Source organism: Rathayibacter sp. AY1D1 (genome assembly GCF_002932635.1).
GTDB lineage: Bacteria > Actinomycetota > Actinomycetes > Actinomycetales > Microbacteriaceae > Rathayibacter.
This window is the reverse complement of sequence record NZ_PSVY01000001.1, coordinates 61524-86469: the sequence shown is the minus strand read 5'-3', so window position 1 is coordinate 86469 and position 24946 is coordinate 61524. Positions and strand designations below refer to the sequence as shown.

Below are 24946 nucleotides of genomic sequence, written 5' to 3'. Positions count from 1 at the left end.
GGACCGGCCCGGAATCGAACTCAGAACCAGTCGGATTCCCGGACGGCCTTCATGGCGGCGCGGCGGTCGTCCTGGGAGAGGCGGTCGAGGTAGAGGCGTCCGTCGAGGTGGTCGCATTCGTGCTGGAGGGCCTGGGCCATGAGGCCGTCGCCTTCGAGGACGATCTCGTTGCCGTCGAGGTCGGTGCCGCGGACCTTCGCGTGCGGGTAGCGGATCGCGGGGTACCAGAGGTTCGGGACGGAGAGGCAGCCCTCGTCGACCGGTCGCGGGTCCCCGCTGAGCTCGATGATCTCGGGGTTGAGGATGTACCCGATGACGCCGTCGACGTTGTAGCTGAAGGCGCGGAGGTTGACGCCGATCTGGGGGGCTGCGACGCCGGCGCGTCCGGGCGGTCGGACGCTGTCGACGAGGTCCTCGACGAGGCCGCGGACGCCGACGTCGACCGTCTCGATGGTCGTGGACCGGGTCTTCAGCACCGGGTCCCCGAAGATGCGGATCTGGCGTTCGGTCATGTGGTGCGCTCCCTCAGGGCCTCCTCCGCGCTCAGGAGGGCGTTCTCGACGACTTCACTCGCTGCGGGGTGCGGCCAGTACTGGCTGCGGGCGAGTCCGCGGATGCCGGTGCCGGCGCTGGCGGCCTGGACGAGCGGCTGAATGAGGATACTGGCCTGCGGCCCGATGATGTGCGCGCCGAGGAGGGCGCCGTCGATGCCGACGACCAGGAGGCAGGCGCTGGAGTCGTCCTCGAGCGCCCAGCCGAAGGCGGTGGAGCCGTACTCCTGGGTGACGGTGACGACGTCCAGGCCCTGGTCCCGCGCCTCGGCCGCGGTGAGCCCGAAGTGGGCGATCTGCGGGTGGGCGAAGATCGCGCCGGGCACCGGCGAGAGGGTGTTGGAGAGCAGCTCGCCCGGGTGCAGGAGGTTGTGCGCCACGAGGCGCGCCTCGTGGTTGGCGACGTGCTTGAGCTGCCAGCGCGACGACACGTCGCCGAGGGCGAAGAGGCCGGGCACGGGGCGTCCGCCGGAGAGGACGCGCTGCTCGGTGTCGACGCTGATCCGGCCGTCCTCGTGCAGATCGATCCCGACGGAGGCGGCGGCGACCGTGTCGCTGTTGGGGTCGCGGCCGAGCGCGACGAGCAGCAGGTCGGTCTCGACCGTCGTGCCGTCGCTGAGGGCGACGCGGAGCCCGTCAGGGCGGGCGTCGACGCTCTCGGCGCTCACTCCGGTGAGCACCGTGTACCGCTCGGCGGCGATCCCGGTGAACCGGCGCGAGACGTCCTCGTCGAGGGCGCGGAGGAGGCGGTCGCCGCGGACGGCGACGGTCACGGCCGTGCCGAAGGAGGAGAAGACGTGGGCGAACTCGACGGCCACGGCGCCGCCGCCGAGGATCAGCATCCGCTCGGGGAGCTCGTCGAGCCGCATGACCGAGGACGAGTCCTGGATGCGGGGGTCCGGCTCGTACGCGGCGAGGAGCGGCCTGGGCCGCGAGCCGGCGGCCACGACCACCTGCGGAGCACTGATGCGGGCACCGCTGGCGCTGACGAGGACGTGCGGGCGGTCGCCGTCTCCGAGCGACTCGAAGCCGAAGCTCTCGCGGAGGACGGTCACGTTCGGGGAGCGCTGATCGCGGTACTCGAAACCGCCCTCGCTGATCGCGTCGATCCGGCCGAACACACGGTCGCGCACCTCGGCCCACTCGGGGCGGCGGAGGCGGGAGTGGACGCCGATCGGGCCGCCCTGGTCGACGTCGGTGACCACGTCGGCGACGTGGACGAACATCTTGGTCGGGATGCAGCCGGCGTTGAGGCAGGTGCCGCCGAACCACTCGCCGTCGTCGAGGATCGCGACCCGCAGGCCGTCGAACTCCGGACCGACGATCGAGTTGCCGGAGCCGGCCCCGACGACGATCAGGTCGAAGGCGTCGGTGGACGCGTCGGGCCCGTCGGTGCGGTCCTGGTGCGCGGCGGACGCCGCCCCGGAGCCCCGGGGCTCAGACACGTCGGACCGGCATGCCCTCGACCACGAGCGCGGCGAGCAGGCGTGCGGCGTCCTTCGTGCCCTCGCGCAGCTGCTCCCACTTCACCACGGAGCCGGCGGCGAGCACCGGGTCGTAGGGGATGCGGACGATGTCGCGGACGCGGGAGCGGAAGTGCGACTCGATCTCCTCCAGCTTCACCAGGCTCGTGCCCTGCGTCGCCGTGTTGAGCGCGACGACCGCGTTGCGCACCAGGGCGCCGTAGCCGTTCGCGTCCAGCCAGGTGAGGGTCTCGGAGGCCAGGCGGGCCTCGTCGACGCTGCCGCCCGAGACGATCACCACCGTGTCGGCGCGCTGCAGCGTGGGCCGCATCACCGAGTGCACGATGCCCGTGCCGCAGTCGGTGAGCATGATCGAGTAGAAGCGCTCGACCAGGTCGGCGACCACGTTGTAGTCGTCCTCGTCGAAGGCCTCGGAGAGCTGCGGGTCGGTGTCGGAGGCGAGGACGTCGAGGCGGGTCTCGTCGCGGGAGACCATCGTCGAGAACTCGGTGAACCCCGTCACGCCGGCCGCGCGGTTCACGACGTCGCGGACGGTCGCCCGCGTCTGCTTGGGGACGCGCTCGGCCAGGGTGCCGCGGTCGGGGTTCGCGTCGACCGCGATGATGCGGTCCTCGCGCGCGTCGGCGAGGGCCATGCCCAGGAGCGTCGTGACCGTGGTCTTGCCGACGCCGCCCTTGCGGGTCATGACCGGGACGAAGCGGGTGCCGCCCTCGAACTGCCGGCCGATCCGCTCGTCCATCGCCTTCCACGCCTTCACCTTCGCGGAGTCGCCGAGGTTGACCGTGTGGAAGGTCAGGCCGTAGAGGAAGCGGTGCCAGCCGCCCGTGGGAGCGGGACGGGTCTTGCGGTTGACCTCCAGGAGCCTGTCCGGGGTGAGCATCGACGCCGACTCGGGGACGGCGGCGCTCGGCGCGGACGGGGCGGGAGCGGCGCTCGAGGACTCGGCGCGGAGGCGGTCGCGGCGCGTGGGGACGGCGGCGGGCTCCCCCGCGGACTCGGACGCCGCGGGCTTCTCGGCGGACTCCGCTCGGGCGGGGATCCCCGCCGAGACCGGTCCGTTCGCGCCGGACGGGTGAGCGGGAGCCGGTGAGGGGGTCGGAGCAGGACTCGGCTCCGGGGGCGCGAGAGCGTGCGAGCGCGAGGGCGGCAGGCCGAGGCGGCCGACGTCGATCGCGTCCTCGTCCTCGACCGGAGCGGGGGCGGTGGAGCGGCGCCGCGGGCCGGGCGGGGTGATCCGCACGCCGTCGGGCAGGAGGGTCGGAGCGGTGTCGCTCGCTCGCGGGGAGTACTGACCCGATTCCCGAGCCGCGTCCATGGCGGTCCGCGGCGTGGGACCGGTGCCGGTGTCGGGCTGTTCGTCGTTGCGCTCATCCATGCGAACGAGCCTCCTTCCGCTCAGGACGAGTGTACCGGCGGGCCCGGATCGCGCCGGGCGGCTTGGTCGGAGCGCGCTCCGACTGCTAGTGCGGCCCGCTTCCGGAGGCGGCGCGGACGGCGCGTGCAGCGAACGGTTAGGTTCTGCCGCCCGGAGGAACGTAAAGTAGTCAGCCATGCATGTACTCAGCGTGAGCTCCCTCAAGGGCGGCGTCGGCAAGACCACGGTGACGCTCGGCCTTGCATCCGCGGCGTTCTCGAAGGGCCTGCGAACGCTGGTCGTCGACCTCGATCCCCAGTCCGACGTGTCGACCGGAATGGACATCAACGTCGCCGGCCACCTCAACATCGCCGACGTCCTGACGTCGCCGAAGGAGAAGATCGTCCGCTCGGCGATCGCCCCCTCCGGCTGGACCAAGGAGCACCACGGCACGATCGACGTGCTGATCGGCAGCCCCTCCGCGATCAACTTCGACGGGCCGCACCCCAGCATCCGCGACATCTGGAAGCTCGAGGAGGCCCTCGCGAGCGTCGAGGCCGACTACGACCTCGTGCTGATCGACTGCGCCCCCTCGCTCAACGCCCTGACCCGCACGGCCTGGGCCGCGAGCGACCGCGTCGCCGTCGTCACGGAGCCGGGCCTGTTCTCGGTGGCCGCCGCCGACCGGGCGCTCCGGGCGATCGAGGAGATCCGCCGCGGACTCAGCCCGCGCCTCCAGCCGCTGGGCATCATCGTCAACCGCGCCCGCGTCCAGTCGCTGGAGCACCAGTTCCGGATCAAGGAGCTGCGCGACATGTTCGGGCCGCTCGTCCTCAGCCCGCAGCTCCCGGAGCGCACCTCCCTTCAGCAGGCGCAGGGCGCGGCGAAGCCCGTCCACGTCTGGCCCGGGGAGAGCGCCCAGGAGATGGCGCACAACTTCGACCTGCTGCTCGACCGCGTCATCCGCACCGGACGCATCGGCGAGCAGGTCCCCGCCGCGACCTAGGGCCGGCGGGTCCGCCGGACTTCTCCGGCTCGAGATCTCGGAACGCGGGCGATGCTCGGTGCCCGAGGAGTGCCAGGGACGGCGCCGGCGGACGCTCGGCGTCGGAGTTCAGCGCGGACTCTCGATGCGCGGGCGGAGCCCATCGTCGGATCCGCAGGGCGGGACACGGACGGAGCCCGTCATCGGACCCGCATGCTAGCGGGCGTGATCGGCGGGGAGCTCGCGTCCGGCGGACGGATCACGCGGGCGGGGCCCGCCATTCGACCAGCTCGGTGAGACTCGGGTGCCGCCCGTTGCCCGCTCAGCACGGCTGCAGGCAGGTCCGCTCCTGATCAGCTGAGCGCGCGGAGGAGACCCCGGAGTCCCCGGGGCCGCGGCCGACCCGCGAGGGGTGGGCGGTCAGCCGACGCGGCGGGAGGCGCGGCGCTGGGCGAGCTCGTCGCCCGGGTCGACCGACTGATGGTCGAGCTCGACGAGGCTCGACTCGACTTCGCGGAGGACCTTGCCGACGGCGATGCCGAAGACGCCCTGGCCGCGGCTGAGCAGGTCGATGACCTCGTCGTTCGAGGTGCAGAGGTAGACGCTCGCGCCGTCGCTCATCAGGGTCGTCTGGGCGAGGTCGTCGACCCCGGACTCGCGGAGCTGGTTGACCGCCGTGCGGATCTGCTGGAGCGAGATCCCGGTGTCGAGCAGGCGCTTGACCAGCTTCAGCACGAGGATGTCGCGGAAGCCGTAGAGGCGCTGCGTTCCGGAGCCGGACGCGCCGCGCACGGTGGGCTCGACGAGCTCGGTCCGCGCCCAGTAGTCGAGCTGCCGGTAGGTGATCCCCGCGGCGCGCGCCGCGACGGCCCCGCGGTAGCCCGCGTCGGCGTCGAGCTCGGGCAGTCCGTCGGTGAACAGGACGAGGTCGCGCTGGCCGCTGACGTCGCGGCTGACTTCTCTCATCCCTGTGCCTCTCGGATCCGGACGCCGGATCCTCCGAACGCGCTCCCTACCGTACCGACCGGCGCAGGCCGAGTAAACGACATCGGCCTCGGCGCCGCGGCGTGTCGCACGGGCCGCCCGACGGCCGGCGGCGCGGCCCTCACGAGCGGGCGATCCGCGAGAGGGCGCTGCGCACCATCGCCCCGCGGATCGTGCCCAGCTGGGTCGCGAGCCCCACCGCGTTCTCGGCAGCGCCGGCGGAGCCGGACGCCTCTCCGCGGCGGGCGCTGGAGGCGACGACGCTCTCGATGAGCGACATCTCGCGCTCGACGGCGACGCGGAGCGGTCGGAGATGGCGGGGCTCGATACCGGATCGGCCGAGGTCGACGAGCGCCTTGAGCGTCGTCACGGCCTCGTCCCCGAACACGTCGCCGCCCCGCACGAGCCCGGCGGCGATGGCCTCCTGGACGAGAGCGGGCGTGGCACCGGACTCGGCCGCGAGGCCCTCGCGGGTCAACCGCGTGGCGGGGCCGAGGAGCGAGGCGCTCGGACCCCCGACACCGGCCGGCAGGGCGGGCTCGCGTCCGGCGTCGATGTCGTCGAGGTATCCGCGGATGACCTTGAGGGGGAGGTAGTGGTCGCGCTGCAGAGCGAGGATCATCCGGAGCCGCTCGACGTCGGAGCCCGAGAACTTGCGGTAGCCGGAGTCGGTGCGGGCCGGCGAGACGAGCCCCTGCTCCTCGAGGAAGCGCAGCTTGGACGGGGTGACGTCCGGGAACTCACTGGTCAGCCTGGCCAGCACCTGCCCGATGCTCAGCAGAGCGGCGGAGCCGGTGGGGAGGGCGCGCGCGGAGGAGCGGCCCACGGCTCACGCGTCCGGAGCGGCGACGAGGTCGGCGCGGGACGCGTAGAAGGTGAGTCGGAACTTGCCGACCTGCACCTCGGAGCCGTCGGTGAGGATCGCGGACTCGATCCGGACCCCGTCGAAGTAGGTGCCGTTCAGGGAGCCGAGGTCGTGGACCTCGAACGCCGTGCCGCGGCGGACGAACTCGGCGTGCCGGCGCGAGACCGTGACGTCGTCGAGGAAGATGCCCGCGTCGGGGTGACGGCCGACCGTCGTGGAGTCGGTGTCGAGGAGGAAGCGGGCGCCGGTGTTCGGTCCGCGGCGCACGACCAGCAGCGCGGATCCCGAGGGCAGAGCCCCGACGGCCTCGGCCTCCTCGCGGGACGCGCGGTTGTCGAGAGCGGCGAGCTGGGCACCGATGTCGTCGGTGAACGTCAGAGTCGTCTCCGTCGACGGCTCACCGGGAACGGAATTGTGCTGGGCGGATGATGCTCCACCGACGGGCTCGACCAAGACGTACCTCCTATCAGGTCAGCGTATCCGAATCGTGACCCTCGTCGGACCCCTGAGCACCTGTGCGGACCCCCAGGACGAGGTCCCGCGTCTGGACGGCGTAGACGATCCCGGCCCACCAGTAGAGGAATGCGCCCCACAGCGCGAAGGCCCAGGCGATGGGGAGCGAGGCGGGCGCGAGGGCCGGGAACGCCTGCCCCAGCATGATCAGCGGGAGCGCGTAGAAGAGGCAGAAGGTCGCGAATTTCCCCAGGTGGTGCACGGGAAGCGGTCCGTAGCCGTTGTTCGCCAGGACGACCGCCAGGACCACGAGCATCAGGTCGCGGGCGAGCAGCACGGCGACCAGCCACCAGGGCACCAGTCCGCGGGCCGCGAGGCCCAGGACGGTGGCGAAGATGTAGAGGCGGTCGGCGGCCGGATCGAGGACGCGGCCGAGGCGCGTCATCTGGTCGAAGCGGCGCGCGATCCAGCCGTCGAGGTAGTCGGTGAGGCTCGAGACGACGAGGGTCAGGAGCGCGAGCGCGTCCTCGCCGAGGACCACGAGCACGAGGAACACCGGCACCAGCGCGAGACGCACCATGCTGAGGACGTTCGGGACCGTCCAGATCCGGTCCTCACCGGTGCGCGCCATGCGCCCAGCCTAGGCGGGGCGCACGGCGGCGTGGTCAGCGCTTGTCGCGCCAGACCCGCTCGAACGGCAGGCGCCAGGCGTGCGGCGCGATCAGCTGGTGGATCGCGTTCGGCCCCCAGGAGCCGGGCGCGTAGAGACGGACGGGCGGCGGATCCTGCAGGAGCGGCGCGGAGACCTCCCAGAGCCGCTCGATGCCCTCCGCGGTGGTGAACAGCGTGTGGTCTCCGCGCATCGCGTCGAGGATCAGGCGCTCGTAGGCCTCGAGCGCGTCGCCCGCGCGGTCGGTCTCCTGGAGCGCGAACTGCATGCTCAGCTTGTCGAGCCGCATGCCGGGACCGGGGCGCTTCCCGTAGAACGAGAGCGAGACCTTCGAGGCGTCCGCCAGGTCGAAGGTGAGGTGGTCCGGGCCGTGGGCACCGACTCCGGAGCCCTGCGGGAACATGCTCTTCGGGGGCTCGCGGAACGCGATCGAGATGATGCGCTGACCCTCGGCCATCCGCTTGCCGGTGCGGAGGTAGAACGGCACTCCCGCCCAGCGCCAGTTGTCGATCTCGCACTTCAGCGCGACGAAGGTGTCGGTCTCGGAGTCGGCGGCGACGCCCGGCTCGTCGCGGTAGCCGATGTACTGGCCGCGCACCACGTTCTCGGGGTTCAGCGGACGCATCGAGCGGAAGACCTTGTTCTTCTCCTCGCTGATGGCCTGGGGCTCCAGCGCGGTCGGCGGCTCCATCGCCATGAACGCCAGCACCTGGAAGAGGTGGGTGACGACCATGTCCTTGTACGCGCCGGTGGACTCGTAGAACTCGGCGCGACGGTCGAGCGTGAGGCGCTCGGGGATGTCGATCTGGACGTGATCGATGAAGTTGCGGTTCCAGATGGGCTCGAAGAGGCCGTTGGCGAAGCGGAAGGCGAGGATGTTCTGCGCCGGCTCCTTGCCGAGGAAGTGGTCGATCCGGAAGATCTGCTCCTCGCTGAAGGTCTCGTGGAGCTCCGCGTTGAGGACGACCGCGCTCTCGAGGTCGACGCCGAACGGCTTCTCCATGATGATCCGCGAGCGCTCGACCAGCCCGGCCTCGGCGAGCATCCGCACGACGGAGAGAGCTGCCCTGGGCGGGACGCTGAGGTAGTGCAGCCGGCTCACGTCCGGGCCGAGGACCGCCTCGGCGTCGGTCACGGCGGCGGCCAGCGCGGCCGGACCGGCGGACTGCGGGACGTAGCGGAGCTTGGACGCGAACTCGTCCCACTGCGCCGGCGTCAGGGAGCGGCTCCCGAACTCGTCGTAGGCCAGCTTCGCGAAGGCGCGGAACGAGGCGTCGTCGTGCTCCTCGAGCGAGGTGCCGACGATCTGCAGGTCCGGTGCGAGGGAGGAGAGCGCGAGGTGGGCCATCCCCGGGATGAGCTTGCGCCGGGCCAGGTCGCCGACGGCGCCGAACAGCACGACGACATGGGGTGCCGCCTGCTCGGTCTGGACGGCGGGAGCGGGGGGTGCGGTTGTCACGGTCACCCCTCGATCATTCCAGTTCGGATCGTGACGCAGGCGTCATGTGCTCGATACGCACCGCCGCTAAGGTCTCTCCCGTGCATCCGTTCTCCGACGCGTCCGCCGCGACCGCAGCACCCGCCTCCGCCACCGCCCCCTCCTCCGCCGACGGGACGACCGCGCCTCCGCTCGACGAGAGGATCCGCGCCGACGTCCACCTGCTGGGCGAGCTGCTCGGCCAGGTGCTCCGCGAGTCGGGCGAGCCCTCCCTCTACGAGGACGTGGAGCGCCTGCGCGCGCTCACGATCAGCGCCTACGACAGCGGCGACGCCGCCGGGACCGCGGAGGCGGAGGAGTTCGTCGCCTCGCTCACGCTCGAGCGCGCCGAGGAGGTCGCCCGGGCGTTCACCTGCTACTTCCACCTCGTCAACGTGGCGGAGGAGTTCCACCGCGTCCGCGTGCTGCGCCGGCGCGAGGCCGACGCCGGCGCGCAGTCGCCCGAGGACTCGATCCTCGCCTCGATGCGCCGGCTGACCGGGGAGCTCGGGGAGGACGAGGCGTTCGCGCGCCTGTCCCGACTGGAGTTCCGCCCGGTCCTCACGGCGCACCCGACCGAGGCGCGCCGCCGCGCAGTGGCCTCGACCATCCGCCGCATCAGCGACCTGCTCGAGCAGCGCGACGACCCGCGCATGGGCGGCGTCGTGCTGGTGGAGATCCGCCGCAAGCTGCTGGCCGAGGTCGACACGCTGTGGCGCACCGCTCCGCTGCGCGAGTCCAAGCCCACTCCCCTCGACGAGGTGCGCACCGCGATGAGCGTCTTCGACGAGTCGCTGTTCTCGGTGCTCCCCCGCGTCTACCGCCGCCTCGACGACGCTCTGCTCGGCGAGGGCTCGGGCACCCGGGCTCCGGTCGCACCGGCCTTCGTCCGCCTGGGCACCTGGATCGGCGGCGACCGAGACGGCAATCCCTTCGTCACCGCCGAGACGACCCTCGCTGCGGTGGACATCGCCTCCGAGCACGTCCTCATGGGCCTCGAGCGAGTCGCCCGCCGCGTGGGCCGCGCGCTGACCCTCGACGCGTCGACCACTCCCCCGTCGGCCGCCGTCGAGGCGCTCTGGGCCTCCTGCGTCGAGCGGGCTCCCGAGCTCGCCGCCGACATCGCCGAGCGCTCGCCCAACGAGGCGCACCGCCGCGTCCTGCTCTTCGCGGCCGAGCGCCTGGCCGCGACCCGGTCCGAGGGGCCGCTGGCCTACTCCGCCGCCGCCGAGCTGCTGGCCGAGCTGCGCACCCTCCAGGAGTCCCTGGTCGAGGCCGAGGACGTCCGCGCCGCCTACGGCGACCTCCAGGACTTCGTCTGGCAGCTCGAGACCTTCGGCTTCCACCTCGCCGAGATCGAGGTGCGCCAGCACTCGAAGGTGCACCGCGAGACGATCGCCGCGATCCGCGCCGGCGAGGAGCTCGACGAGCGCGGCCTCGAGGTCCTGTCGGTGTTCCGGGCGATCGCGAAGGTCCAGGAGCGCTTCGGCACCGACGCGGCGAGGCGGTACATCGTCTCCTTCACGCAGTCGGCCGACGACCTGCGGACGGTCTTCGAACTGGCCGAGGCGGCGACCGACGGCAAGCCGCCGATCATCGACGCGGTCCCGCTCTTCGAGACCTTCGCCGACCTCGACGCCTCGACCGACATCCTCGCCGAGATGATCCGCCTCCCCCAGGTGCAGGCGCGCCTCGCAGCCACCGGCAACCGGCTCGAGGTGATGCTCGGCTACTCCGACTCGTCGAAGGACGTCGGACCGGTCTCGGCGACGCTCGCGCTCTACGACGCGCAGGCGCGCATCGCGCAGTGGGCGGCCGACGAGGGCATCGTGCTCACGCTGTTCCACGGGCGCGGCGGAGCTCTCGGCCGCGGCGGCGGGCCGGCCAACCGGGCCGTCCTCGCGCAGCCGCCCGGATCGGTGGACGGCCGCTTCAAGCTGACGGAGCAGGGCGAGGTCATCTTCGCCCGCTACGGCAACCCGGACATCGCCACCCGGCACATCGAGCAGGTGGCGGGAGCGACGCTGCTCGCCTCCTCCCCCGCGGTCGGCGAGCGCAACGCGGGCGCCGCGGAGCGCTTCGCCGAGGTGGCGGCGACGATGGACCGCGAGTCGCGCCGCCGCTTCTTCGAGCTCGTGAAGGCCGACGGCTTCGCGCCGTGGTTCGCCCGGGTCACCCCGCAGGAGGAGGTGGGCCTGCTCGCCCTCGGCTCGCGTCCGGCCCGCCGCGGCCTCTCCGTCGAGTCGCTCGAGGACCTGCGAGCGATCCCGTGGGTCTTCGCCTGGACCCAGGCCCGCGTCAACCTGACCGGCTGGTTCGGGCTGGGCAGCGCGCTCGAGGCCGTCGGCGACCTCGACCTGCTCCGCGAGGCCTACGCCTCCTGGCCGCTGTTCACGACGATGGTCGACAACGTCGAGATGTCGCTCGCGAAGACCGACGAGGGCATCGCCCGCCGCTACCTCGCCCTCGACTCCCGCGACGACCTCGCCGGACTCGTGCTCGACGAGATGGCGCTCACCCGCCGGTGGGTGCTCTCGATCACCGGCGAGGAGAGCCTGCTCACGGGCCACCGCGTGCTCGGCCGTGCCGTGCGCCTGCGCACCCCGTACGTCAACGCGCTCTCGCTCCTGCAGCTGCGCGCACTGAAGGCGCTCCGCACCGACCCGGGCGGATCCGGGACGGAGCAGAACCAGCGGCTGCTCCTGCTCGCGGTCAACGGAGTCGCGGCGGGGCTGCAGAACACCGGCTGATCCCGGCTCGGAACGACGGAACCCCCGGCGGCCTCACGGCTGCCGGGGGTTCTCGTGCGTCTGCGGGCGCCTCCCGCCTGCGGAGCGGGTCGAGGCGCCGGGCGGATCAGGCCTGCGGGGCGGCGCCGGCCTCCTGAGCGGCCTTCGCCTCCTCGTACTGGCGGCGCACCTCGACCATGTCGAGGCCGCGGACCTGCTCGATCAGGTTGTCGAGCGCGGGGGCGGGCAGGGCGCCGGGCTGAGCCATCAGCGGGATGCCGTCGCGGTACACCACGAGGGTGGGGATGGAGGAGATGCCGTAGCTCGCGGCGAGCTGCTGCTGGTCCTCCGTGTCGACCTTCGCGAACGTGATGTCGGCGTTCTTCTCGCTCGTGGCCTCGAAGACCGGAGCGAACTGCTTGCACGGGCCGCACCAGTCGGCCCAGAAGTCGATGAGGACGATGCCGTCGGCGATCGTCTGGTCGTGGGAGTCGAGGGTCATCGCAGTCGTAGCCATGGGGGATGCAACCGGGTGCCCCCGCGGCCTATTCCCGAGCGGGATCGAGGAGGTCGAGCAGCGAGCGCGGACCGACCACGGCGGCCCCGAGCGCCTCGACGCGGGCGGCCAGTCCACGGTCGGCCGTCACGACGACCGCGGTCTCGAGCGCGCCGACCAGCTCGACGATCGCGTCGTCGCCCGAGCCGTCGGCCGCGTGGACCGTCAGCCGCTCCGTGAGAGCGCCCGCCTCCGGACGGGCGGCGCGCGCCGCTCCCTCGAGCACCACGGCGATGCGCGGCCAGACCGTGTCGGCGTCGATCCCCAGGAGACGGCCGGGGACGCCGGCCTCCGCGAGGCGGGCCAGGGAGGCGAGGAGGCGCTCCGCGGCGCCGGCGCGGTCGCGCCACCAGCCGTCGGGGCGTGAGCCGACCACGTTGGCGGCGTCCACGACGAGCACCGGGATCGAGGAGCCGAGCGCGCGCAGACCCGGCCAGGCCGCTCCGAAGCCCGGGTGCAGCGGCAGGGAGTCGACCTCGTCGGGGGCGACCCAGCGCAGCTCGGTGCTCTCGGCGTCGCTGATGCGGGGAGTGAAGTGCTCGCGGGACTCGGCCAGGACGGTGGAGTAGCTCCACGGTCCGATCACGACGACGCTGGAGAGCACGGGCAGGATCAGGTCGGCGGGGACGCCCGCCTCCTCCTCCGACTCCCGGAGGGCCGCCTCGAAGGCCGTCTCCTCGGGGTGACGGGCGCCGCCGGGCAGCCCCCAGGTGTCGCCGAAGTGGCTCCAGCTGACGCGGTGCTGGAGCAGGACGCGTCCCGACGGATCGCGCAGGAGGAGGCCGGCGGCGCCGAAGCGCCCCCAGAAGCGGCGTCCGTCGCCGATCTCGACCCAGCCGTCGCCGAGCGACGCGTCGAAGGGGTGGCGCGGGAGCACGGCGTCCGCGCCGGGGTCCTCGCTGGTCATGCCCTCCAGCCTCCCACACCGCGCCCGCCGCGCCCGACCCCGACGGGCTGGCAGAATCGGACGATGCGCCGCTCGAGACCCCTCCGCCTCGCGACGCTCGCCTGGCTCGCGCTGATCGCCCTGATCACGCTGACGCCCGCGCCCTACCCGGCCGGGGAGCCCAACGCGCTGATCCGCGGGATCATCGCCTTCCTCGCTTCCACGCCGCTCACCGGCTGGTTCGACTTCGACGTGGCGGAGTTCACTGCGAACGTGCTGCTCTTCGTGCCGCTCGGTGCGCTGATCGCCGCGCAGCTGCCGGCGGGTCGCCGCCTGTGGGCCGCCGTCATCGGGCTCGCCGTGTCGGCGGCCGTCGAGACCGCGCAGCTGCTGTGGCTGCCGACCCGCGTCTCCGACGTGCAGGACCTCGTCTCGAACGGCAGCGGCTCCCTGATCGGCGCCCTGCTGACGATCGCGCTGCTCCGCTTCTCCCCCCGCCGCCGCTCCCGGAAGGACCGCACCGCCCATGCCCGCTGAGACCCTCGTCGTCCTCGACCGACCCTCCCTCGACGCCGAGGCGCACTTGCCGGGAGGACCCGCGCACCGCATCGATCCGAGCGGGCGCGGCGATCTGGACGTCACCGACCTCGGCTTCACCCGCGGCGACGGCGTGTTCGAGACGATCAACCTGGTCGACGGACGGCTGCAGGCGCTCGACGCGCACCTGGACCGCTTCGAGCGCTCGGCCCGGATGCTCGACCTGCCCCGGCCGGACCGGCCCGCCTGGCTCGAGTCGATCGGAGCGGCGGTGGCCGCGCACCCGCCCGTCGCCGAGGCGATGGTGAAGACGATCCTGACCCGCGGCGTCGAGGGCGGCGGGCGGCCCACCGGCGTCGTCTTCGTGCAGACCAGCCCGGACTTCGGCCCGGCCCGCCGCGACGGCGTGCGCGTAGTGCTGCTGGACCGCGGGCTGCGCTCGGACGTGCAGTCGACGTCCCCCTGGCTGCTCGCCGGCGCGAAGACGCTCTCGTACGCGGTGAACCGTGCGGCCGTGCGGGAGGCTGCCCGGCGCGGTGCCGACGACGCCCTGTTCGTGTCGAGCGACGGCTACCTGCTCGAGGGGCCGACCTCGAACCTCGTGCTGCTGACGGGCGGGGAGCTCGTGACTCCTCCGCCGAGCCTCGGGCTGCTGCCCGGCACCACGCAGGCCGACCTGTTCGCGCTCGCGCCGGGCCTCGGCCTCGGGACGGCGGTGCGTCCGCTGCGCTCGGGCGATCTGGAGGCGGCGGACGCGGCGTGGCTGGTCTCGAGCGCGCGCAACGCCGCTCCCGTCCGCGCCGTCGACGGGACCGACCGCCGCGTCGACGCCGACCTCTCGGCCCGGATCAACGCCGCGCTGCTCGCCCGCTGAGCGTCCGACCCTCCTCCGTGGGACGCCCCGCGCCGAGCGCGGACGGCGTCCCGGAGGAGAGAGGGCTCAGGAGAGGCCGTCGACGTCCGCGGGGCCGCGGCTGATCAGTCCGCCGCGGACGTGCTCGACGGTGGGGTCGAGCTGGACCGGATCGCGCTCGTCCGCCGCCTCGTCGTTGATCACGGCCGACACGATGCCGCGCCAGTCGGTGCCCTCGGCCACGGCGTCCTCGGATCCGACGCGGCGTGTGACGAACACGGCCTCCGACTCCTCGCCCGCGTGCGAGATGACGGCGAGGACGCCGACGGTGCGACCGCCCGGGTGCTCGATCCGCCACTCCTCGTGCCCGGACGGGACGAGCGAGAACTCCAGGCCCGCGTGCGGGAAGCCGGTGGGGCGCAGCTCGGACGGGGATCCGCTCTGCGGAGGCGCGCCGCGGGTGGGGACCCCGGCGCCCTCGCCGCTCGTCGTGCTCATGCCGACGTCGCCGCGGGTTCCGCCGGCTCCGGAGCTGTCGTTCGCCGCGACCATGCGGTCGTCGCCGCTCCGCAGCGCGTCGTCCGCTCCGGTGTAGATGCTGTCGTCTCGGTTCATGGGAACCTCCTTGTCGGCGGCCAGTGTAGGACCGCGGGGTGGGTGGCGAGCGGGCGCCGTTCGTAGACTGGGTGGATGCAGATCCCGGTGACCGGTGCCGTGCGGGTGGACGCGTGGCTCTGGGCGGTGCGCATCTACAAGACGCGCTCCGCCGCGACGACCGCGGCCCGGGCCGGCCACATCCGCGTCAACGGCGAGCGGGCCAAGGCGGCGCAGACCGTGCGGGTGGGCGATGAGGTCCGCGCCCGGATCGGCGGCTTCGACCGGGAGCTGATCGTCCGCGGACTCGTGGTCAAGCGGGTCGGTGCGCCGGTGGCCGCCGAGTGCATGGAGGACCGGACGCCCCCGCCGCCACCCCGGGAGTCCGCGCCGGGCGTGATCGTCCGTGACCGCGGAGCGGGCCGCCCGACGAAGCGCGACCGGCGCGACATCGAGCGCCTCCGCGGATTCTGACCGCGCGACCCGCCGGCGGCCTCAGGGGGCGAGTGCGCGCAGGCGCTCCAGGAGCCCCTCCGCCGCCTCGTCGAGGAACCGCTGCTGCAGCTCGTCGCCGACCTGGACGAGGGCGATGTCGGTGAAGCCCGCCTCGATGTAGGGCACGAAGCTCTGGGCGAGCTCGTCGAGGTCGGGGCCGCAGGCGATCTGCTCGGCGACGTCCTCCGGGCGCACGAACTGGCTCGCTCCGGCGAAGCCGGCGGGGGTCGGCAGATCGGAATTGACCGCCCAGCCGCCGGCGAACCAGCGGAACTGCTCGTGGGCCAGCGCCACTCCCTGCTCCTTGTCCGGCGCCCAGCAGATCGGGATCTGGCCGATCGTGCGCGAGGGGGCGGCGTCCGCACCGCGGACCGCGGTCCACTGCGAGATCAGCTCCGCGTCGGGCTCGGTCGTGATGAGGTGGTCGCCGATCGGCGCGAAGCGGGCGATCGACTTCTCCCCCGAGACCGCCAGGCCGATCTCGACCGGCGTGTCCGGCAGGTCCCAGATGCGGGCGGAGTCGACGCGGAAGTACTCGCCCTCCCAGGTCACCAGCTCGCCGGTGTGCAGCTCGCGGATGAGGTGGACGGCCTCCTCGAGCATGTCCTGGCGCACGGCGACCGAGGGCCAGCCCTCGCCGACGACGTGCTCGTTGAGGTTCTCGCCCGAGCCGAGGCCGAGCGTGAAGCGGTCGTCGGAGAGGATCGCGAGCGTCGCGGCCTTCTGCGCGACCACGGCCGGGTGGTAGCGGATGGTCGGCGCGGTGACGTAGGTCGTGAGGTCGATGGTCGACGTGGCCTGCGCGACCGCTCCGAGCAGCGTCCAGGCGTAGGAGGCGTGCCCCTGCTCGGTCAGCCACGGCGAGTAGTGGTCGCTCGAGACCGCGAACTCGAAGCCGAGCCTCTCGGCGTCGACCGCGTAGCCCACCAGCTGCTTGGGTCCGCTCTGCTCGGTCATCAGGGTGTATCCGAATCGCACCATGGTCCGTCCTCGTTCCGCTCGTCGTGGGATGCCCGGGGGCACGTCCCATGGTGGGCGGGGGGCCGGATGCGCGCTAACCCCTTGCCCCGGTCGCGAGCGGCGGCTAGCGCGGTGTCAGACGAAGCGGATGCGGTTCTGCACCCGGGTGCGGACCTCGAACGACTCGCCGTACCCGCCGAGCCGCGGGTCGTCCGTGCCGGAGCGCAGCAGCTGCGGCAGCAGCGAGCGGCGGATGACGACGGCGCCCTGGTGCCTGCCGCGCTCGACCTGCTCGAACGGCTGCTCCAGCGCGTCGTCCGGCACGACCACGACGCTCGTCGAGAACCGGACGCCCAGCTCGCGGCCGAGACGGCGCGCGGCCTTCGCGAGCGAGGCGATCGGCTTCTCGTCCTCGGCGATCCCGGGGCCCTCGAGCTCGCCCTTCTTCAAGCGGACCGGGTCGCCCCAGTCGGCGGAGGTCAGCGCGAGCAGGCCGGCCGGCCCGAGCACGAGGTGGTCGATCTTGAGCCCGCCGTCGCCGACCGCGACGTCGTTCCAGATCGTGTAGGCGATGCCGAGCGCGCCGACGAGCGCGGCCGTCGCCTCCTCGGCCTGAGCCTTCGCGAGCCAGGAGCGGATCTCGCGAGGAGCGGAGCGGACGATCGCCGGGTCGAAGGGGTCCTCGGTCTCGACGCCGCGGCCGAGCCACTCGCGCACCAGGCGCAGGTAGTACTCGCGCGCCGCGCCTCCCGGGTGACCGTAGGAGCGGGCGCGCACGGCCGAGGCGGTCTGCGGGCGCGGCGAGCCGGTGTACGGCGACTGCGGGGAGGACCTCCCGGGGGCGGGAGCGCCTCGGTCGTAGTCGCCGCGGGCGGAGGCGCTGCCGATCCGCTCCCAGGCGAGCTGCACCGCGTGGAACGACGCGGCGTCGCCTCCCGTGTCCGGATGGGTCTCGCGGAGGCGGAGCCGGTACGCCCGGCGGAGCTCGTCGTCGGACGCGGTGGCGGCGACGCCCAGCACCTCGTAGGGGGTGCGGGCGGCGTGGCTGTCGGGCATGTGCTTCCGGAAGGGTCGGGGCGGGGGGTTCCGAGTGTATCGACGCGGGCCGGGCGCCCGGTGGGAGCGCGCACCGCGTCGGCTCGGAACGCGCCGAGCGCCCAGCGGGGGAACGGGCGCCCGGCGGGGGAACGGGCGCCCGGCGGGGGTCAGTGCGCGAGCAGCTCGCGCACCCGCGGGATGACCTGCGTGCCGTAGAGCTCGATGTTGCGCATGATCGCCGGGTGCGGCAGCGTCCCGGCGCTGTACTTGAGGTCGAAGCGGTCGATGCCCAGGGCCTCGACCGTTCGCGCGATCTTCCGGGCGACCGTCTCGGGCGAGCCGAGGTGGATGGCGCCGTCGGGGCCGGCCTCCTCCTCGAAGCGCTCGCGGGTCATCGGGGACCAGCCGCGCTCGCGGCCGATGGCGTCCATCATCGCCTTGTGGTGCGGGAAGTACAGCTCGCGCGCCTCCTCGTCGGTGTCGGCGACGAAGCCGGGCGAGTGCACGGCGACCGGGAGGCGGGGCTGCTCGAGCTGGTCGAGCGCGCGGCCGAAGAGGTCGACATAGGGGCGGAAGCGGGCCGGCGAGCCGCCGATGATCGCCAGGACGAGCGGAAAGCCGTACCGGGCGGCGCGGACGACCGACTCGGGGCTGCCGCCGACGCCGATCCAGGTACGGAGAGTGCCGTTGTCGAGGGTCGGGTAGACGCTCTGCTCGGTGAGCGCGGGGCGGGTCGTGCCCTGCCAGGTGACCGGGCCGCCCTTTATCAGAGCGTGGAAGAGGTCGAGCTTCTCCTCGAAGAGGACCTCGTACTGCGCGAGGTCGTAGCCGAAGAGCGGGAAGGACTCGGTGAAGGAGCCGCGGCCGAGGATGACCTCGGCCCGGCCGCCGGAGAGTCCGTCGAGGGTGGCGAAGCGCTGGTAGACGCGCACCGGGTCGTCCGAGGAGAGGACCGTCACGGCGGAGCCGAGGTGGATGCGCTCGGTGCGGGCCGCGATGGCGGCGAGCACGACGTCCGGTGCGCTCACGGCGAAGTCGGCGCGGTGGTGCTCGCCGATCCCGAAGAAGTCGATGCCGACCCGGTCGGCCAGGACTCCCTCCTCGACCACGTCGCGGAGGACCTGGCCGTGCGGCAGCGGGGCGCCGTCGGGGCCGGCGGTGACGTCGCCGAACGTGTCGACGCCGAACTTGACTTCATGCATACTCATGGACTTCTGCAACCTCCGGGGGTCGACGGCTATTCCTGCGGGCGGGGTCCGACGTCCCCGGGCAGGAGCGCGTCGGAAAAGACGATCCCCGCCTCGAGCGCCGGCTCGCGGTAGGCGCGCCCGAGCGAGGCGACGGTGTCGTGCGCGTTCAGGCCGCTCGGGTTCGGCAGCACCCAGAGCGGCGCGCCCGCCACGTCCTCCTCCTGCCTGCCCTGCACCGCCCTGCGGCTTCCGAACGCGATCCGGTAGGCGGTGATGCCGACGACCGCGACGGCCCGGGGCCGCACCCGCTCCACGGTGGCGACCAGCCGCTGAGCGCCCTCGCGCAGCTCCTCCGCGGTCAGCTCGTCGGCGCGGGCGGTCGCCCGGGAGGCGAGATTGGTGATGCCGACGCCGCGGGAGACGAGCTCCGCGCGGTCCGCGGCGCTCATCCCCTCGGACACGCGCGGCGCGCGCTCGAGGATCCCGGCCGCGACGAGCGCCGGGTAGAAGCGGTTGCCGGGGTGGGCGAAGTGCGCGCCGGTGGCGGCGGTCCACAGTCCCGGGTTGATGCCGACGAAGAGGAGCCGGACGTCGTCGCCCAGCAGGTCCTCGACGGTGCGGTCCTGGAACGCTGCCAGCTCGACGCGGGTGAACGGCATGCGACCATCCTGCCGCGGCGCAAGTCCTCTCGGCACGGGGTCGCCGGTGCCAGCATGGAGGCATGACGAACGCATCCCAGGACCACCCGATCCAGCACGGCAGCGACGACGCGCAGCTCGACGAGAAGCTGCGCGGCGTGCTGCTGCAGGTCGCCGGCGACGCCGAGCTGCGACCGGAGGAGGACGTCGAGACCCTGCTGCGCCAGCGCCTGCGCGACACGCAGATCTCGATCTCGGACGAGGCGATCCCGGGGCTCGCCAAGCGCATCCCCGGACTCATGCAGCGCGGGGGCGGCGACGTGAACCCCGGGGCGCACTAGCCCCGAGGGACGGGCGCGGGCCGAGCGGCCGCTCGGGCCGCGCCGGCTCGCGCTACTCGGGGACCGCCGGGCCCTTGCGGTGGTGGTCGAACACCAGGCTCGTGCGCGTCGAGGCCACCGCCGGGTTCGCCGAGAGGTTCGAGACCACGAAGTCCCGCACGTCGCTGGAGTCGCGGACCGCGACGTGGATGATGAAGTCCTCCGAGCCGCCGAGGAAGAACACCTGCACCACCTCGGGCAGCGCGCGGATCTCCTCCGCGAAGCGCGTGATCGCCTGGCGCTGGCCGACGCGGATGCTGACGCTGATCAGCGCCTGCAGGGTCAGGCCGAGCGCCGCCGGGTCGAGCTCGGCGGTGAAGCCGGTGATGACGCCGCGCTCGACGAGGCCCCGGACGCGTGCGACGCAGGTCGACGGGGCGATGCCGGCGCGCTCGGCGAGCCGGCTGTTGGGCGTCCGCGCGTCGGCGCGGAGGAGGCGCACCAGGGTCCGATCGACCGGATCCAGGTCGTCGAGGTCGTGCAGATCCTTCGGTGGCATGCGCCCGCTCCCTCACTCCGCCGACGAACCTTCGGCCCGTGCGGTGACTTCCGACCGATCCTGCGGAGTTCCTCCGCTCCGGGCACGATCTTCGCACGATGGGGGCAGAGCCGGTGCAGGATCGGCGCCCACCGCCCGCCCCGCGGGCCGCAGCGAAGGAGCCGCCGTGCGCGTCGGGATCCCCACCGAGATCAAGAACAACGAGAACCGGGTCGCCGCCACTCCGGCCGGCGTCCACGAGCTGGTGCGCCGCGGCCACGAGGTCCTCGTCGAGGCCGGCGCGGGCCTGGGCTCGCGCGTGTCGGACGACGACTTCCGCCGCGCCGGCGCCCTCGTCGTCGACGGGCCCGACGAGGTCTGGGGCGAGTCCGAGCTGGTCCTCAAGGTCAAGGAGCCGATCGAGGCCGAGTACCCGCGGATGCGCCGCGACCAGGTGCTCTTCACCTACCTCCACCTCGCCGCCTCCCGCCCGTGCACCGATGCGCTGCTCGCGGCGGGGACGACCTCCATCGCCTACGAGACGGTCCAGCTGGACGACCGGCGGCTGCCGCTGCTCTCGCCGATGAGCGAGGTCGCCGGGCGCCTGTCGATCACGGTCGGCGCCTACCACCTCATGAGTGCCGTCGGCGGACGGGGCACGCTACTCGGCGGGGTCCCCGGCACTCCGAAGGCGAAGGTCGTCGTGATCGGCGGCGGCACGGCCGGCGAGCACGCCGCGGCGAACGCCCTCGGCATGGGGGCCGACGTCACGATCGTCGACCTCTCGCTCCCCCGCCTCGCGCAGCTCGAGAACCGCTTCCAGGGCGCGATCCAGACCCGCACCTCCTCGGCCTACGAGATCGCCGCGCAGCTGGCCGACGCCGACCTCGTGATCGGATCCGTCCTCATCCCGGGCGCCAAGGCGCCCAAGCTGGTGACCGACGAGATGGTCGCCACGATGAAGCCGGGCTCGGTGCTGGTCGACATCGCGATCGACCAGGGCGGCTGCTTCGAGGGCTCGCGTCCGACCACGCACGACGACCCGGTGTTCCCCGTGCACCGGAGCGTCTACTACTGCGTCGCGAACATGCCCGGCGCCGTCCCCGAGACCTCGACCCGCGCGCTCACCAACGCGACGCTCCCCTACGCGCTCGCGCTGGCCGACCGCGGGTGGCGGGCCGCCCTGGCCGCCGACCCGGCGCTCGCCCGCGGCCTGAGCACCCACGACGGCCGGGTGACGAACACCGCCGTCGCCGCGGCCTTCGACCTCCCGGCCGTGCCGGTGGAGTCGCTGCTGCTCTAGGCGCCCGCGGGCGCGAGGCCGAGCCCCCCGAGGATCTCGGCGATCTCCTCCTCCGGAGCGCCGCCCACGTCGACCGTGACGTGGAGCTCGTCGTCGCCGAGGGGCTCGAGCGCCTCGAACTGCGAGTCGAGCAGCGTGGTCGGCATGAAGTGGCCGACCCGCGAGGCTAGCCGCCCGGCGATACGGTCCCTCGATCCCGCGAGGTGCGCGAAGACGAGGTCGTCGCGGCGCAGGACGTCGCGGTAGCGGCGGCGCAGGGCAGAGCAGGTCACGACGACCGAGCCGCCCGCGGCGATCCGCTGGTCCACCACGCGGGCGATCTCGGCCAGCCAGGGCGCCCGGTCCTCGTCGGTCAGCGGGATGCCGGCGTGCATCTTGTCGACATTCGCCTGCGGGTGCAGGTCGTCCCCCTCGAGGAACTCCCAGCCCAGTCGGCGCGCCAGGAGCGACGCGACGGTCGACTTGCCGCTGCCGGAGACGCCCATGACGACGACGGCGCGGACGGGGACGGTGGGAAGAGCGGTCATCAGATACCTCCTACGAAGAGACCGATCAGGAGGACCCCGGCGAGCCCGGTCACCGAGACCAGGCACTCCATCACGGTCCAGGTCTTGAGCGTCTGGCCGATGCTGAGCCCGAGGTACTCCTTCACCAGCCAGAACCCGGCGTCGTTGACGTGCGACAGGAACACCGAGCCGGCGCCGATCGCGAGCACCATGAGGGCGACCATCGGCCCGTCCATGGTCTCGGTCAGCGGCTGGAGGATCCCTGCGGCGGTCACGGTGGCGACGGTCGCGGAGCCGGTGGCGACGCGGATCACGACGGCCACGAGCCAGGCGAGCAGCAGCGCCGAGGCGCCGCTCCCCTCCGCGAGCTGGGCGACCACCCCGCCGATCCCGGTGTCGACGAGGACCTGCTTGAAACCGCCGCCCGCGCCGACGACGAGCAGGATGCCCGCGATCGGCGGCAGCGAGCTCGAGAGCGAGGCCTGCAGCTCGGTGCGGTTCATCCGGCCGCCGCGGCCGAGCAGGACCAGACCGGCCAGGAGCGCGATCCCCAGCGCGATGGTCGGCGTGCCGAGGAAGTCGAGGGCGCCCTTCCAGGCGTCCGTGGAGCCCGGGGCCGCGATGTCGGCGATCGCCTTGCCCAGCATCAGCACGACCGGCAGCAGGATGCTCGCGACCGCGGCGGCGAAGCCCGGGCGGTGCTCGCGCGTCTCGCCCGCGCCCTCGCCGAAGAGCGGCGGCGTCTCCACCGGCGCCCAGCGGGCGGCGACCCGGCCGAAGAGCGGGCCGGCGACGACGACGGTGGGGACCGCGACCAGGACGCCGAACGCGAGGGTCACGCCGAGGTTCGCGCCGAGTGCGTCGATCGCGACCAGCGGTCCGGGGTGGGGCGGGACGAGGCCGTGCATCACCGAGAGGCCGGCGAGCGTCGGGATCGCCACCTTCATCAGCGGCAGACCGCTCCGTCGGGCGACCAGGATCACGACCGGGATCAGCAGCACGAGCCCGACCTCGAAGAACATCGGCAGCCCGATCAGCGCGCCGACGAAGCCCATCATCCAGGGCAGCGCGCGAGTGCTCGAGCGGGCGATGAGGGTGTCCACGATGCGGTCCGCGCCGCCCGAGTCGGCGAGGAGCTTGCCGTACATCGCGCCGAGGCCGATGAGGATGCCGACGCCGCCCATGGTGTTGCCGAACCCCAGCGCGAAGCTGGCGACCGCGTCCGCCGCCGCCAGCCCCGCGATCAGGCCCGTCGTCAGCGCTCCGATCAGCAGGGAGACGAAGGGGTGCAGCTTCAGCCAGGTGATCAGCACGACGATCACGCCGATGCCGACGACGGCGGCGAGGATCAGCTGCCCCTGCCCGGCGGTGGTGGCGGGGGCGTCCCCGGCGGCGGCGCGGAGGGCGGGGAGGAGGATCGGTGTCATGAGCGTCCTTGGTCGAGCCGACGGCCAGCGGCCGGCTTTTGTCCGACATAACCTGCGTGTGTCCCGATCATGCCCGAAGATCGGCCGGGGCGCGACTCCGGCGATGGCAGGATGACCGCATGCCCGCGCCGACGCCCTCGCTGCACCACTCGGTGCTGGACGAGCTCGGTTCGCAGATCGTGCGCGGCGAGCTCGCGCCGGGCACCACCTTCAGCGCCGACGAGCGTGCGGAGCGGCGCGGGGTCTCCCGCTCGGTGATGCGGGAGGCGGTGCGCGTCCTCGAGACGCTCGGGCTCGTGACGTCCCGCCGCCGCGCGGGGACGCGGGTCCAGCCTCCGGAGTGCTGGAACGCCCTGGACACGCGGGTCGTCGCATGGGGACTGGACGGCCCGGACCGGCGGCGCCAGCTGCACCAGCTCAGCGAGCTCCGCCTCGGGGTGGAGCCGCTCGCGGCCCGGCTCGCCGCGGCGAACGCGACCGAGGAGCAGCGGCGGACGCTCACGGAGGCGGGCGACGCCCTCTCCACCCACTCCCGCGCAGCCGACCAGTCCGCCTACCTCGCCGCCGACACCGCCTTCCACCGCTCCCTCCTGGCCGCGTCCGGCAACCGGATGCTCGCGCAGCTGGGCGATCTGGTCGCCGAGGTCCTCGCCGGCCGCACCCGCAACGCGCTCATGCCGCGCGAGGCCGACTCCACCGCGGTGCGGCTGCACCGGGCGGTGGCCGCCGCCGTCGCCTCGGGCGACGCGGACGCTGCGGAGGCCGCGATGCGGGCGATCGTCGAGGAGTCGGACCGGGCGGTGCAGGAGAGCTGACGGGGTTGCACGCCCGCAGCGCCGCGCGCACAGTGGAGCGCATGGTCGAGGGATATACGTCCGCGCAGGTGCGGGCCGCCGAGGCTCCGCACCTGGCCCGGCGGGAGCCGCTGATGCAGCGCGCCGCCGACGGCCTCGCCCGCGAGCTGCGTCTCGTGCTCGCCGGGCGCTCCGACCGCTCCCGTCCGGCCTCGGTGCTCGTCCTGGTCGGTCCGGGCGACAACGGCGGTGACGCGCTCTACGCGGCCGCCGAGCTCTCCTCCTCCGGAACCGACGTCGTCCTCGTCCTCACGGCCGAGCGGGTGCACCGCCGGGGCCTCGCCGTGGCGCTCGACGAGGGCTGCGGGCAGGTGCCGGCCGACGACGCGCCCGGCCTCGCCGCGGCGGTGGCGCGGGCGGACGTCCTGGTCGACGGGATCCTCGGCATCGGAGCGACGGAGCCCGCGCTGCGGGGGCGGCCGCGCGTCGTCGTCGAGGCGGTGCTCGACGCGCTGGAGCGGCGGGCCGAGCGCCCGGTGGTCGTCGCGGTCGACCTGCCGAGCGGCATCCATCCCGACGACGGGTCGGTCCCCGATCCCACCGTGCTGCGCGCCGATGTGACGGTCGCCTTCGGCGCGATCAAGGCCGGTCTGCTGCTGCCTCCGGGCGACTCCTACGCGGGCCGTCTGCGCCTGGTCGACATCGGCCTCGGCCCGGACCTGGCCGGAGTGGAGCCCGCGGTCCGCGAGTGAGCGAGCG

27 protein-coding genes are annotated in these 24946 nt (G+C 73.3%); 9 read left to right on the top strand and 18 right to left on the bottom strand.

Annotated features, from left to right (window positions below; translation table 11 throughout):
- Positions 1-20 precede the first annotated feature (20 nt).
- Genes def through C5C56_RS00400 form a run of 3 tightly spaced genes read right to left on the bottom strand, consistent with a single transcriptional unit; the run spans position 21 to position 3410 of the window.
- Positions 21-512, bottom strand: coding sequence for a peptide deformylase (gene def, locus C5C56_RS00410; protein WP_104273474.1), 492 nt, complete (start codon positions 510-512; stop codon positions 21-23).
- Positions 509-1996, bottom strand: a complete 1488-nt coding sequence (locus tag C5C56_RS00405; RefSeq protein ID WP_104288298.1) for a mycothione reductase — start codon at positions 1994-1996, stop codon at positions 509-511. Before C5C56_RS00405 ends, def begins: the two co-directional genes overlap by 4 nt.
- Entirely contained in the window at positions 1989-3410 is a 1422-nt protein-coding gene (locus tag C5C56_RS00400; protein WP_258063289.1) for a MinD/ParA family protein, read from the bottom strand. Before C5C56_RS00400 ends, C5C56_RS00405 begins: the two co-directional genes overlap by 8 nt.
- A gap of 175 nt (positions 3411-3585) precedes the next feature.
- Between C5C56_RS00400 and C5C56_RS00395 the strand changes: the two genes are divergently transcribed.
- A complete protein-coding gene (locus C5C56_RS00395) occupies positions 3586-4395 on the top strand; it encodes a ParA family protein (protein ID WP_104222576.1) in 810 nt (269 codons plus the stop codon).
- Between the two features lie 399 nt (positions 4396-4794).
- On the opposite strand, the gene C5C56_RS00390 is transcribed toward C5C56_RS00395, so the two are convergent.
- The 5 genes from C5C56_RS00390 to zwf all read right to left on the bottom strand — a co-directional run bounded on the left by C5C56_RS00390 (position 4795) and on the right by zwf (position 8805).
- The gene (locus C5C56_RS00390) at positions 4795-5340 is read right to left on the bottom strand and encodes a MerR family transcriptional regulator (RefSeq protein WP_104222575.1); all 546 of its coding nucleotides are present in this window, start codon (positions 5338-5340) and stop codon (positions 4795-4797) included.
- Between the two features lie 139 nt (positions 5341-5479).
- Positions 5480-6184 (bottom strand): MerR family transcriptional regulator, encoded by a 705-nt coding sequence (locus C5C56_RS00385; RefSeq protein WP_104222574.1) that lies wholly within the window; start codon positions 6182-6184, stop codon positions 5480-5482.
- A gap of 3 nt (positions 6185-6187) precedes the next feature.
- Positions 6188-6676, bottom strand: coding sequence for an FHA domain-containing protein (locus C5C56_RS00380; protein ID WP_104222573.1), 489 nt, complete (start codon positions 6674-6676; stop codon positions 6188-6190).
- A gap of 13 nt (positions 6677-6689) precedes the next feature.
- The gene (locus tag C5C56_RS00375) at positions 6690-7307 is read right to left on the bottom strand and encodes a CDP-alcohol phosphatidyltransferase family protein (protein WP_104222572.1); all 618 of its coding nucleotides are present in this window, start codon (positions 7305-7307) and stop codon (positions 6690-6692) included.
- Positions 7308-7341: 34 nt separating this feature from the next.
- Positions 7342-8805, bottom strand: a complete 1464-nt coding sequence (zwf, locus tag C5C56_RS00370; protein ID WP_104225448.1) for a glucose-6-phosphate dehydrogenase — start codon at positions 8803-8805, stop codon at positions 7342-7344.
- 44 nt (positions 8806-8849) lie between these two features.
- Here zwf and C5C56_RS00365 point away from each other — a divergent pair, with 44 nt between their 5' ends.
- On the top strand, positions 8850-11573 hold the full coding sequence (locus C5C56_RS00365; RefSeq protein ID WP_104222571.1) for a phosphoenolpyruvate carboxylase: 2724 nt from the start codon (positions 8850-8852) through the stop codon (positions 11571-11573).
- Positions 11574-11679: 106 nt separating this feature from the next.
- On the opposite strand, the gene trxA is transcribed toward C5C56_RS00365, so the two are convergent.
- Both trxA and C5C56_RS00355 read right to left on the bottom strand, forming a co-directional pair.
- Positions 11680-12069 carry a thioredoxin gene (gene trxA, locus C5C56_RS00360; RefSeq protein WP_104225382.1) on the bottom strand — a complete coding sequence of 130 codons (390 nt, stop codon included), beginning with the start codon at positions 12067-12069 and terminating at the stop codon, positions 11680-11682.
- A gap of 28 nt (positions 12070-12097) precedes the next feature.
- Positions 12098-13015, bottom strand: a complete 918-nt coding sequence (locus C5C56_RS00355) for an NUDIX domain-containing protein (RefSeq protein WP_104318954.1) — start codon at positions 13013-13015, stop codon at positions 12098-12100.
- A gap of 63 nt (positions 13016-13078) precedes the next feature.
- On the opposite strand from C5C56_RS00355, the gene C5C56_RS00350 reads away from it, so the two are divergent.
- Together C5C56_RS00350 and C5C56_RS00345 are read left to right on the top strand one after the other, a co-directional pair.
- Positions 13079-13531, top strand: coding sequence for a VanZ family protein (locus C5C56_RS00350; protein WP_104222568.1), 453 nt, complete (start codon positions 13079-13081; stop codon positions 13529-13531).
- A complete protein-coding gene (locus C5C56_RS00345) occupies positions 13521-14405 on the top strand; it encodes an aminotransferase class IV (RefSeq protein ID WP_104318953.1) in 885 nt (294 codons plus the stop codon). The genes C5C56_RS00350 and C5C56_RS00345 overlap by 11 nt, the downstream gene beginning before the upstream one ends.
- A gap of 66 nt (positions 14406-14471) precedes the next feature.
- On the opposite strand, the gene C5C56_RS00340 is transcribed toward C5C56_RS00345, so the two are convergent.
- Positions 14472-14999 carry a hypothetical protein gene (locus C5C56_RS00340; protein WP_104318952.1) on the bottom strand — a complete coding sequence of 176 codons (528 nt, stop codon included), beginning with the start codon at positions 14997-14999 and terminating at the stop codon, positions 14472-14474.
- Positions 15000-15074: 75 nt separating this feature from the next.
- On the opposite strand from C5C56_RS00340, the gene C5C56_RS00335 reads away from it, so the two are divergent.
- A complete protein-coding gene (locus C5C56_RS00335; protein WP_181027140.1) occupies positions 15075-15452 on the top strand; it encodes an RNA-binding S4 domain-containing protein in 378 nt (125 codons plus the stop codon).
- A 21-nt stretch (positions 15453-15473) separates the two neighbouring features.
- On the opposite strand, the gene C5C56_RS00330 is transcribed toward C5C56_RS00335, so the two are convergent.
- From C5C56_RS00330 to C5C56_RS00315, 4 genes are all read right to left on the bottom strand, one after another.
- Complete coding sequence (locus C5C56_RS00330) at positions 15474-16454, bottom strand: TIGR03557 family F420-dependent LLM class oxidoreductase (RefSeq protein ID WP_104222565.1); 981 nt, start codon at positions 16452-16454, stop codon at positions 15474-15476.
- A gap of 114 nt (positions 16455-16568) precedes the next feature.
- Positions 16569-17489 (bottom strand): DnaJ domain-containing protein, encoded by a 921-nt coding sequence (locus tag C5C56_RS00325; RefSeq protein ID WP_104247154.1) that lies wholly within the window; start codon positions 17487-17489, stop codon positions 16569-16571.
- Between the two features lie 149 nt (positions 17490-17638).
- Complete coding sequence (locus C5C56_RS00320; protein ID WP_104318951.1) at positions 17639-18673, bottom strand: LLM class flavin-dependent oxidoreductase; 1035 nt, start codon at positions 18671-18673, stop codon at positions 17639-17641.
- A 35-nt stretch (positions 18674-18708) separates the two neighbouring features.
- The gene (locus C5C56_RS00315; RefSeq protein ID WP_104318950.1) at positions 18709-19320 is read right to left on the bottom strand and encodes a mismatch-specific DNA-glycosylase; all 612 of its coding nucleotides are present in this window, start codon (positions 19318-19320) and stop codon (positions 18709-18711) included.
- A gap of 62 nt (positions 19321-19382) precedes the next feature.
- Here C5C56_RS00315 and C5C56_RS00310 point away from each other — a divergent pair, with 62 nt between their 5' ends.
- Positions 19383-19640: a hypothetical protein gene (locus C5C56_RS00310; RefSeq protein WP_104318949.1), complete on the top strand. Its 258-nt coding sequence runs from the start codon at positions 19383-19385 to the stop codon at positions 19638-19640.
- Between the two features lie 52 nt (positions 19641-19692).
- Here C5C56_RS00310 and C5C56_RS00305 read toward each other — a convergent pair whose 3' ends face one another.
- A complete protein-coding gene (locus C5C56_RS00305) occupies positions 19693-20178 on the bottom strand; it encodes an Lrp/AsnC family transcriptional regulator (protein ID WP_104222560.1) in 486 nt (161 codons plus the stop codon).
- A 166-nt stretch (positions 20179-20344) separates the two neighbouring features.
- Between C5C56_RS00305 and ald the strand changes: the two genes are divergently transcribed.
- Positions 20345-21460 carry an alanine dehydrogenase gene (ald, locus tag C5C56_RS00300; RefSeq protein WP_104318948.1) on the top strand — a complete coding sequence of 372 codons (1116 nt, stop codon included), beginning with the start codon at positions 20345-20347 and terminating at the stop codon, positions 21458-21460.
- On the opposite strand, the gene C5C56_RS00295 is transcribed toward ald, so the two are convergent.
- Both C5C56_RS00295 and C5C56_RS00290 read right to left on the bottom strand, forming a co-directional pair.
- Positions 21457-21987, bottom strand: coding sequence for a gluconokinase (locus C5C56_RS00295; RefSeq protein ID WP_104225392.1), 531 nt, complete (start codon positions 21985-21987; stop codon positions 21457-21459). The two genes, ald and C5C56_RS00295, sit on opposite strands and share 4 nt — an antisense overlap.
- Positions 21987-23393: a GntP family permease gene (locus tag C5C56_RS00290; protein WP_104318947.1), complete on the bottom strand. Its 1407-nt coding sequence runs from the start codon at positions 23391-23393 to the stop codon at positions 21987-21989. Before C5C56_RS00290 ends, C5C56_RS00295 begins: the two co-directional genes overlap by 1 nt.
- A 119-nt stretch (positions 23394-23512) precedes the next feature.
- Here C5C56_RS00290 and C5C56_RS00285 point away from each other — a divergent pair, with 119 nt between their 5' ends.
- Both C5C56_RS00285 and C5C56_RS00280 read left to right on the top strand, forming a co-directional pair.
- Complete coding sequence (locus C5C56_RS00285; protein ID WP_104318946.1) at positions 23513-24208, top strand: FadR/GntR family transcriptional regulator; 696 nt, start codon at positions 23513-23515, stop codon at positions 24206-24208.
- A gap of 41 nt (positions 24209-24249) precedes the next feature.
- On the top strand, positions 24250-24939 hold the full coding sequence (locus C5C56_RS00280) for an NAD(P)H-hydrate epimerase (RefSeq protein WP_104225395.1): 690 nt from the start codon (positions 24250-24252) through the stop codon (positions 24937-24939).
- The last annotated feature ends 7 nt before the right edge of the window (positions 24940-24946 follow it).

What these genes read in the sequence shown, in the direction of transcription:
- def (WP_104273474.1), bottom strand. Translation starts at nt 512, where the DNA reads ATGACCGAACGCCAGATCCGCATCTTCGGGGACCCGGTGCTGAAGACC.
- C5C56_RS00400 (WP_258063289.1), bottom strand. Translation starts at nt 3,410, where the DNA reads ATGGATGAGCGCAACGACGAACAGCCCGACACCGGCACCGGTCCCACG.
- C5C56_RS00395 (WP_104222576.1), top strand. Translation starts at nt 3,586, where the DNA reads ATGCATGTACTCAGCGTGAGCTCCCTCAAGGGCGGCGTCGGCAAGACC.
- C5C56_RS00390 (WP_104222575.1), bottom strand. Translation starts at nt 5,340, where the DNA reads ATGAGAGAAGTCAGCCGCGACGTCAGCGGCCAGCGCGACCTCGTCCTG.
- C5C56_RS00375 (WP_104222572.1), bottom strand. Translation starts at nt 7,307, where the DNA reads ATGGCGCGCACCGGTGAGGACCGGATCTGGACGGTCCCGAACGTCCTC.
- C5C56_RS00365 (WP_104222571.1), top strand. Translation starts at nt 8,850, where the DNA reads ATGTGCTCGATACGCACCGCCGCTAAGGTCTCTCCCGTGCATCCGTTC.
- trxA (WP_104225382.1), bottom strand. Translation starts at nt 12,069, where the DNA reads ATGGCTACGACTGCGATGACCCTCGACTCCCACGACCAGACGATCGCC.
- C5C56_RS00355 (WP_104318954.1), bottom strand. Translation starts at nt 13,015, where the DNA reads ATGACCAGCGAGGACCCCGGCGCGGACGCCGTGCTCCCGCGCCACCCC.
- C5C56_RS00350 (WP_104222568.1), top strand. Translation starts at nt 13,079, where the DNA reads ATGCGCCGCTCGAGACCCCTCCGCCTCGCGACGCTCGCCTGGCTCGCG.
- C5C56_RS00345 (WP_104318953.1), top strand. Translation starts at nt 13,521, where the DNA reads ATGCCCGCTGAGACCCTCGTCGTCCTCGACCGACCCTCCCTCGACGCC.
- C5C56_RS00340 (WP_104318952.1), bottom strand. Translation starts at nt 14,999, where the DNA reads ATGAACCGAGACGACAGCATCTACACCGGAGCGGACGACGCGCTGCGG.
- C5C56_RS00335 (WP_181027140.1), top strand. Translation starts at nt 15,075, where the DNA reads ATGCAGATCCCGGTGACCGGTGCCGTGCGGGTGGACGCGTGGCTCTGG.
- C5C56_RS00330 (WP_104222565.1), bottom strand. Translation starts at nt 16,454, where the DNA reads ATGGTGCGATTCGGATACACCCTGATGACCGAGCAGAGCGGACCCAAG.
- C5C56_RS00325 (WP_104247154.1), bottom strand. Translation starts at nt 17,489, where the DNA reads ATGCCCGACAGCCACGCCGCCCGCACCCCCTACGAGGTGCTGGGCGTC.
- C5C56_RS00320 (WP_104318951.1), bottom strand. Translation starts at nt 18,673, where the DNA reads ATGCATGAAGTCAAGTTCGGCGTCGACACGTTCGGCGACGTCACCGCC.
- C5C56_RS00315 (WP_104318950.1), bottom strand. Translation starts at nt 19,320, where the DNA reads ATGCCGTTCACCCGCGTCGAGCTGGCAGCGTTCCAGGACCGCACCGTC.
- C5C56_RS00310 (WP_104318949.1), top strand. Translation starts at nt 19,383, where the DNA reads ATGACGAACGCATCCCAGGACCACCCGATCCAGCACGGCAGCGACGAC.
- C5C56_RS00305 (WP_104222560.1), bottom strand. Translation starts at nt 20,178, where the DNA reads ATGCCACCGAAGGATCTGCACGACCTCGACGACCTGGATCCGGTCGAT.
- C5C56_RS00295 (WP_104225392.1), bottom strand. Translation starts at nt 21,987, where the DNA reads ATGACCGCTCTTCCCACCGTCCCCGTCCGCGCCGTCGTCGTCATGGGC.
- C5C56_RS00290 (WP_104318947.1), bottom strand. Translation starts at nt 23,393, where the DNA reads ATGACACCGATCCTCCTCCCCGCCCTCCGCGCCGCCGCCGGGGACGCC.
- C5C56_RS00285 (WP_104318946.1), top strand. Translation starts at nt 23,513, where the DNA reads ATGCCCGCGCCGACGCCCTCGCTGCACCACTCGGTGCTGGACGAGCTC.
- C5C56_RS00280 (WP_104225395.1), top strand. Translation starts at nt 24,250, where the DNA reads ATGGTCGAGGGATATACGTCCGCGCAGGTGCGGGCCGCCGAGGCTCCG.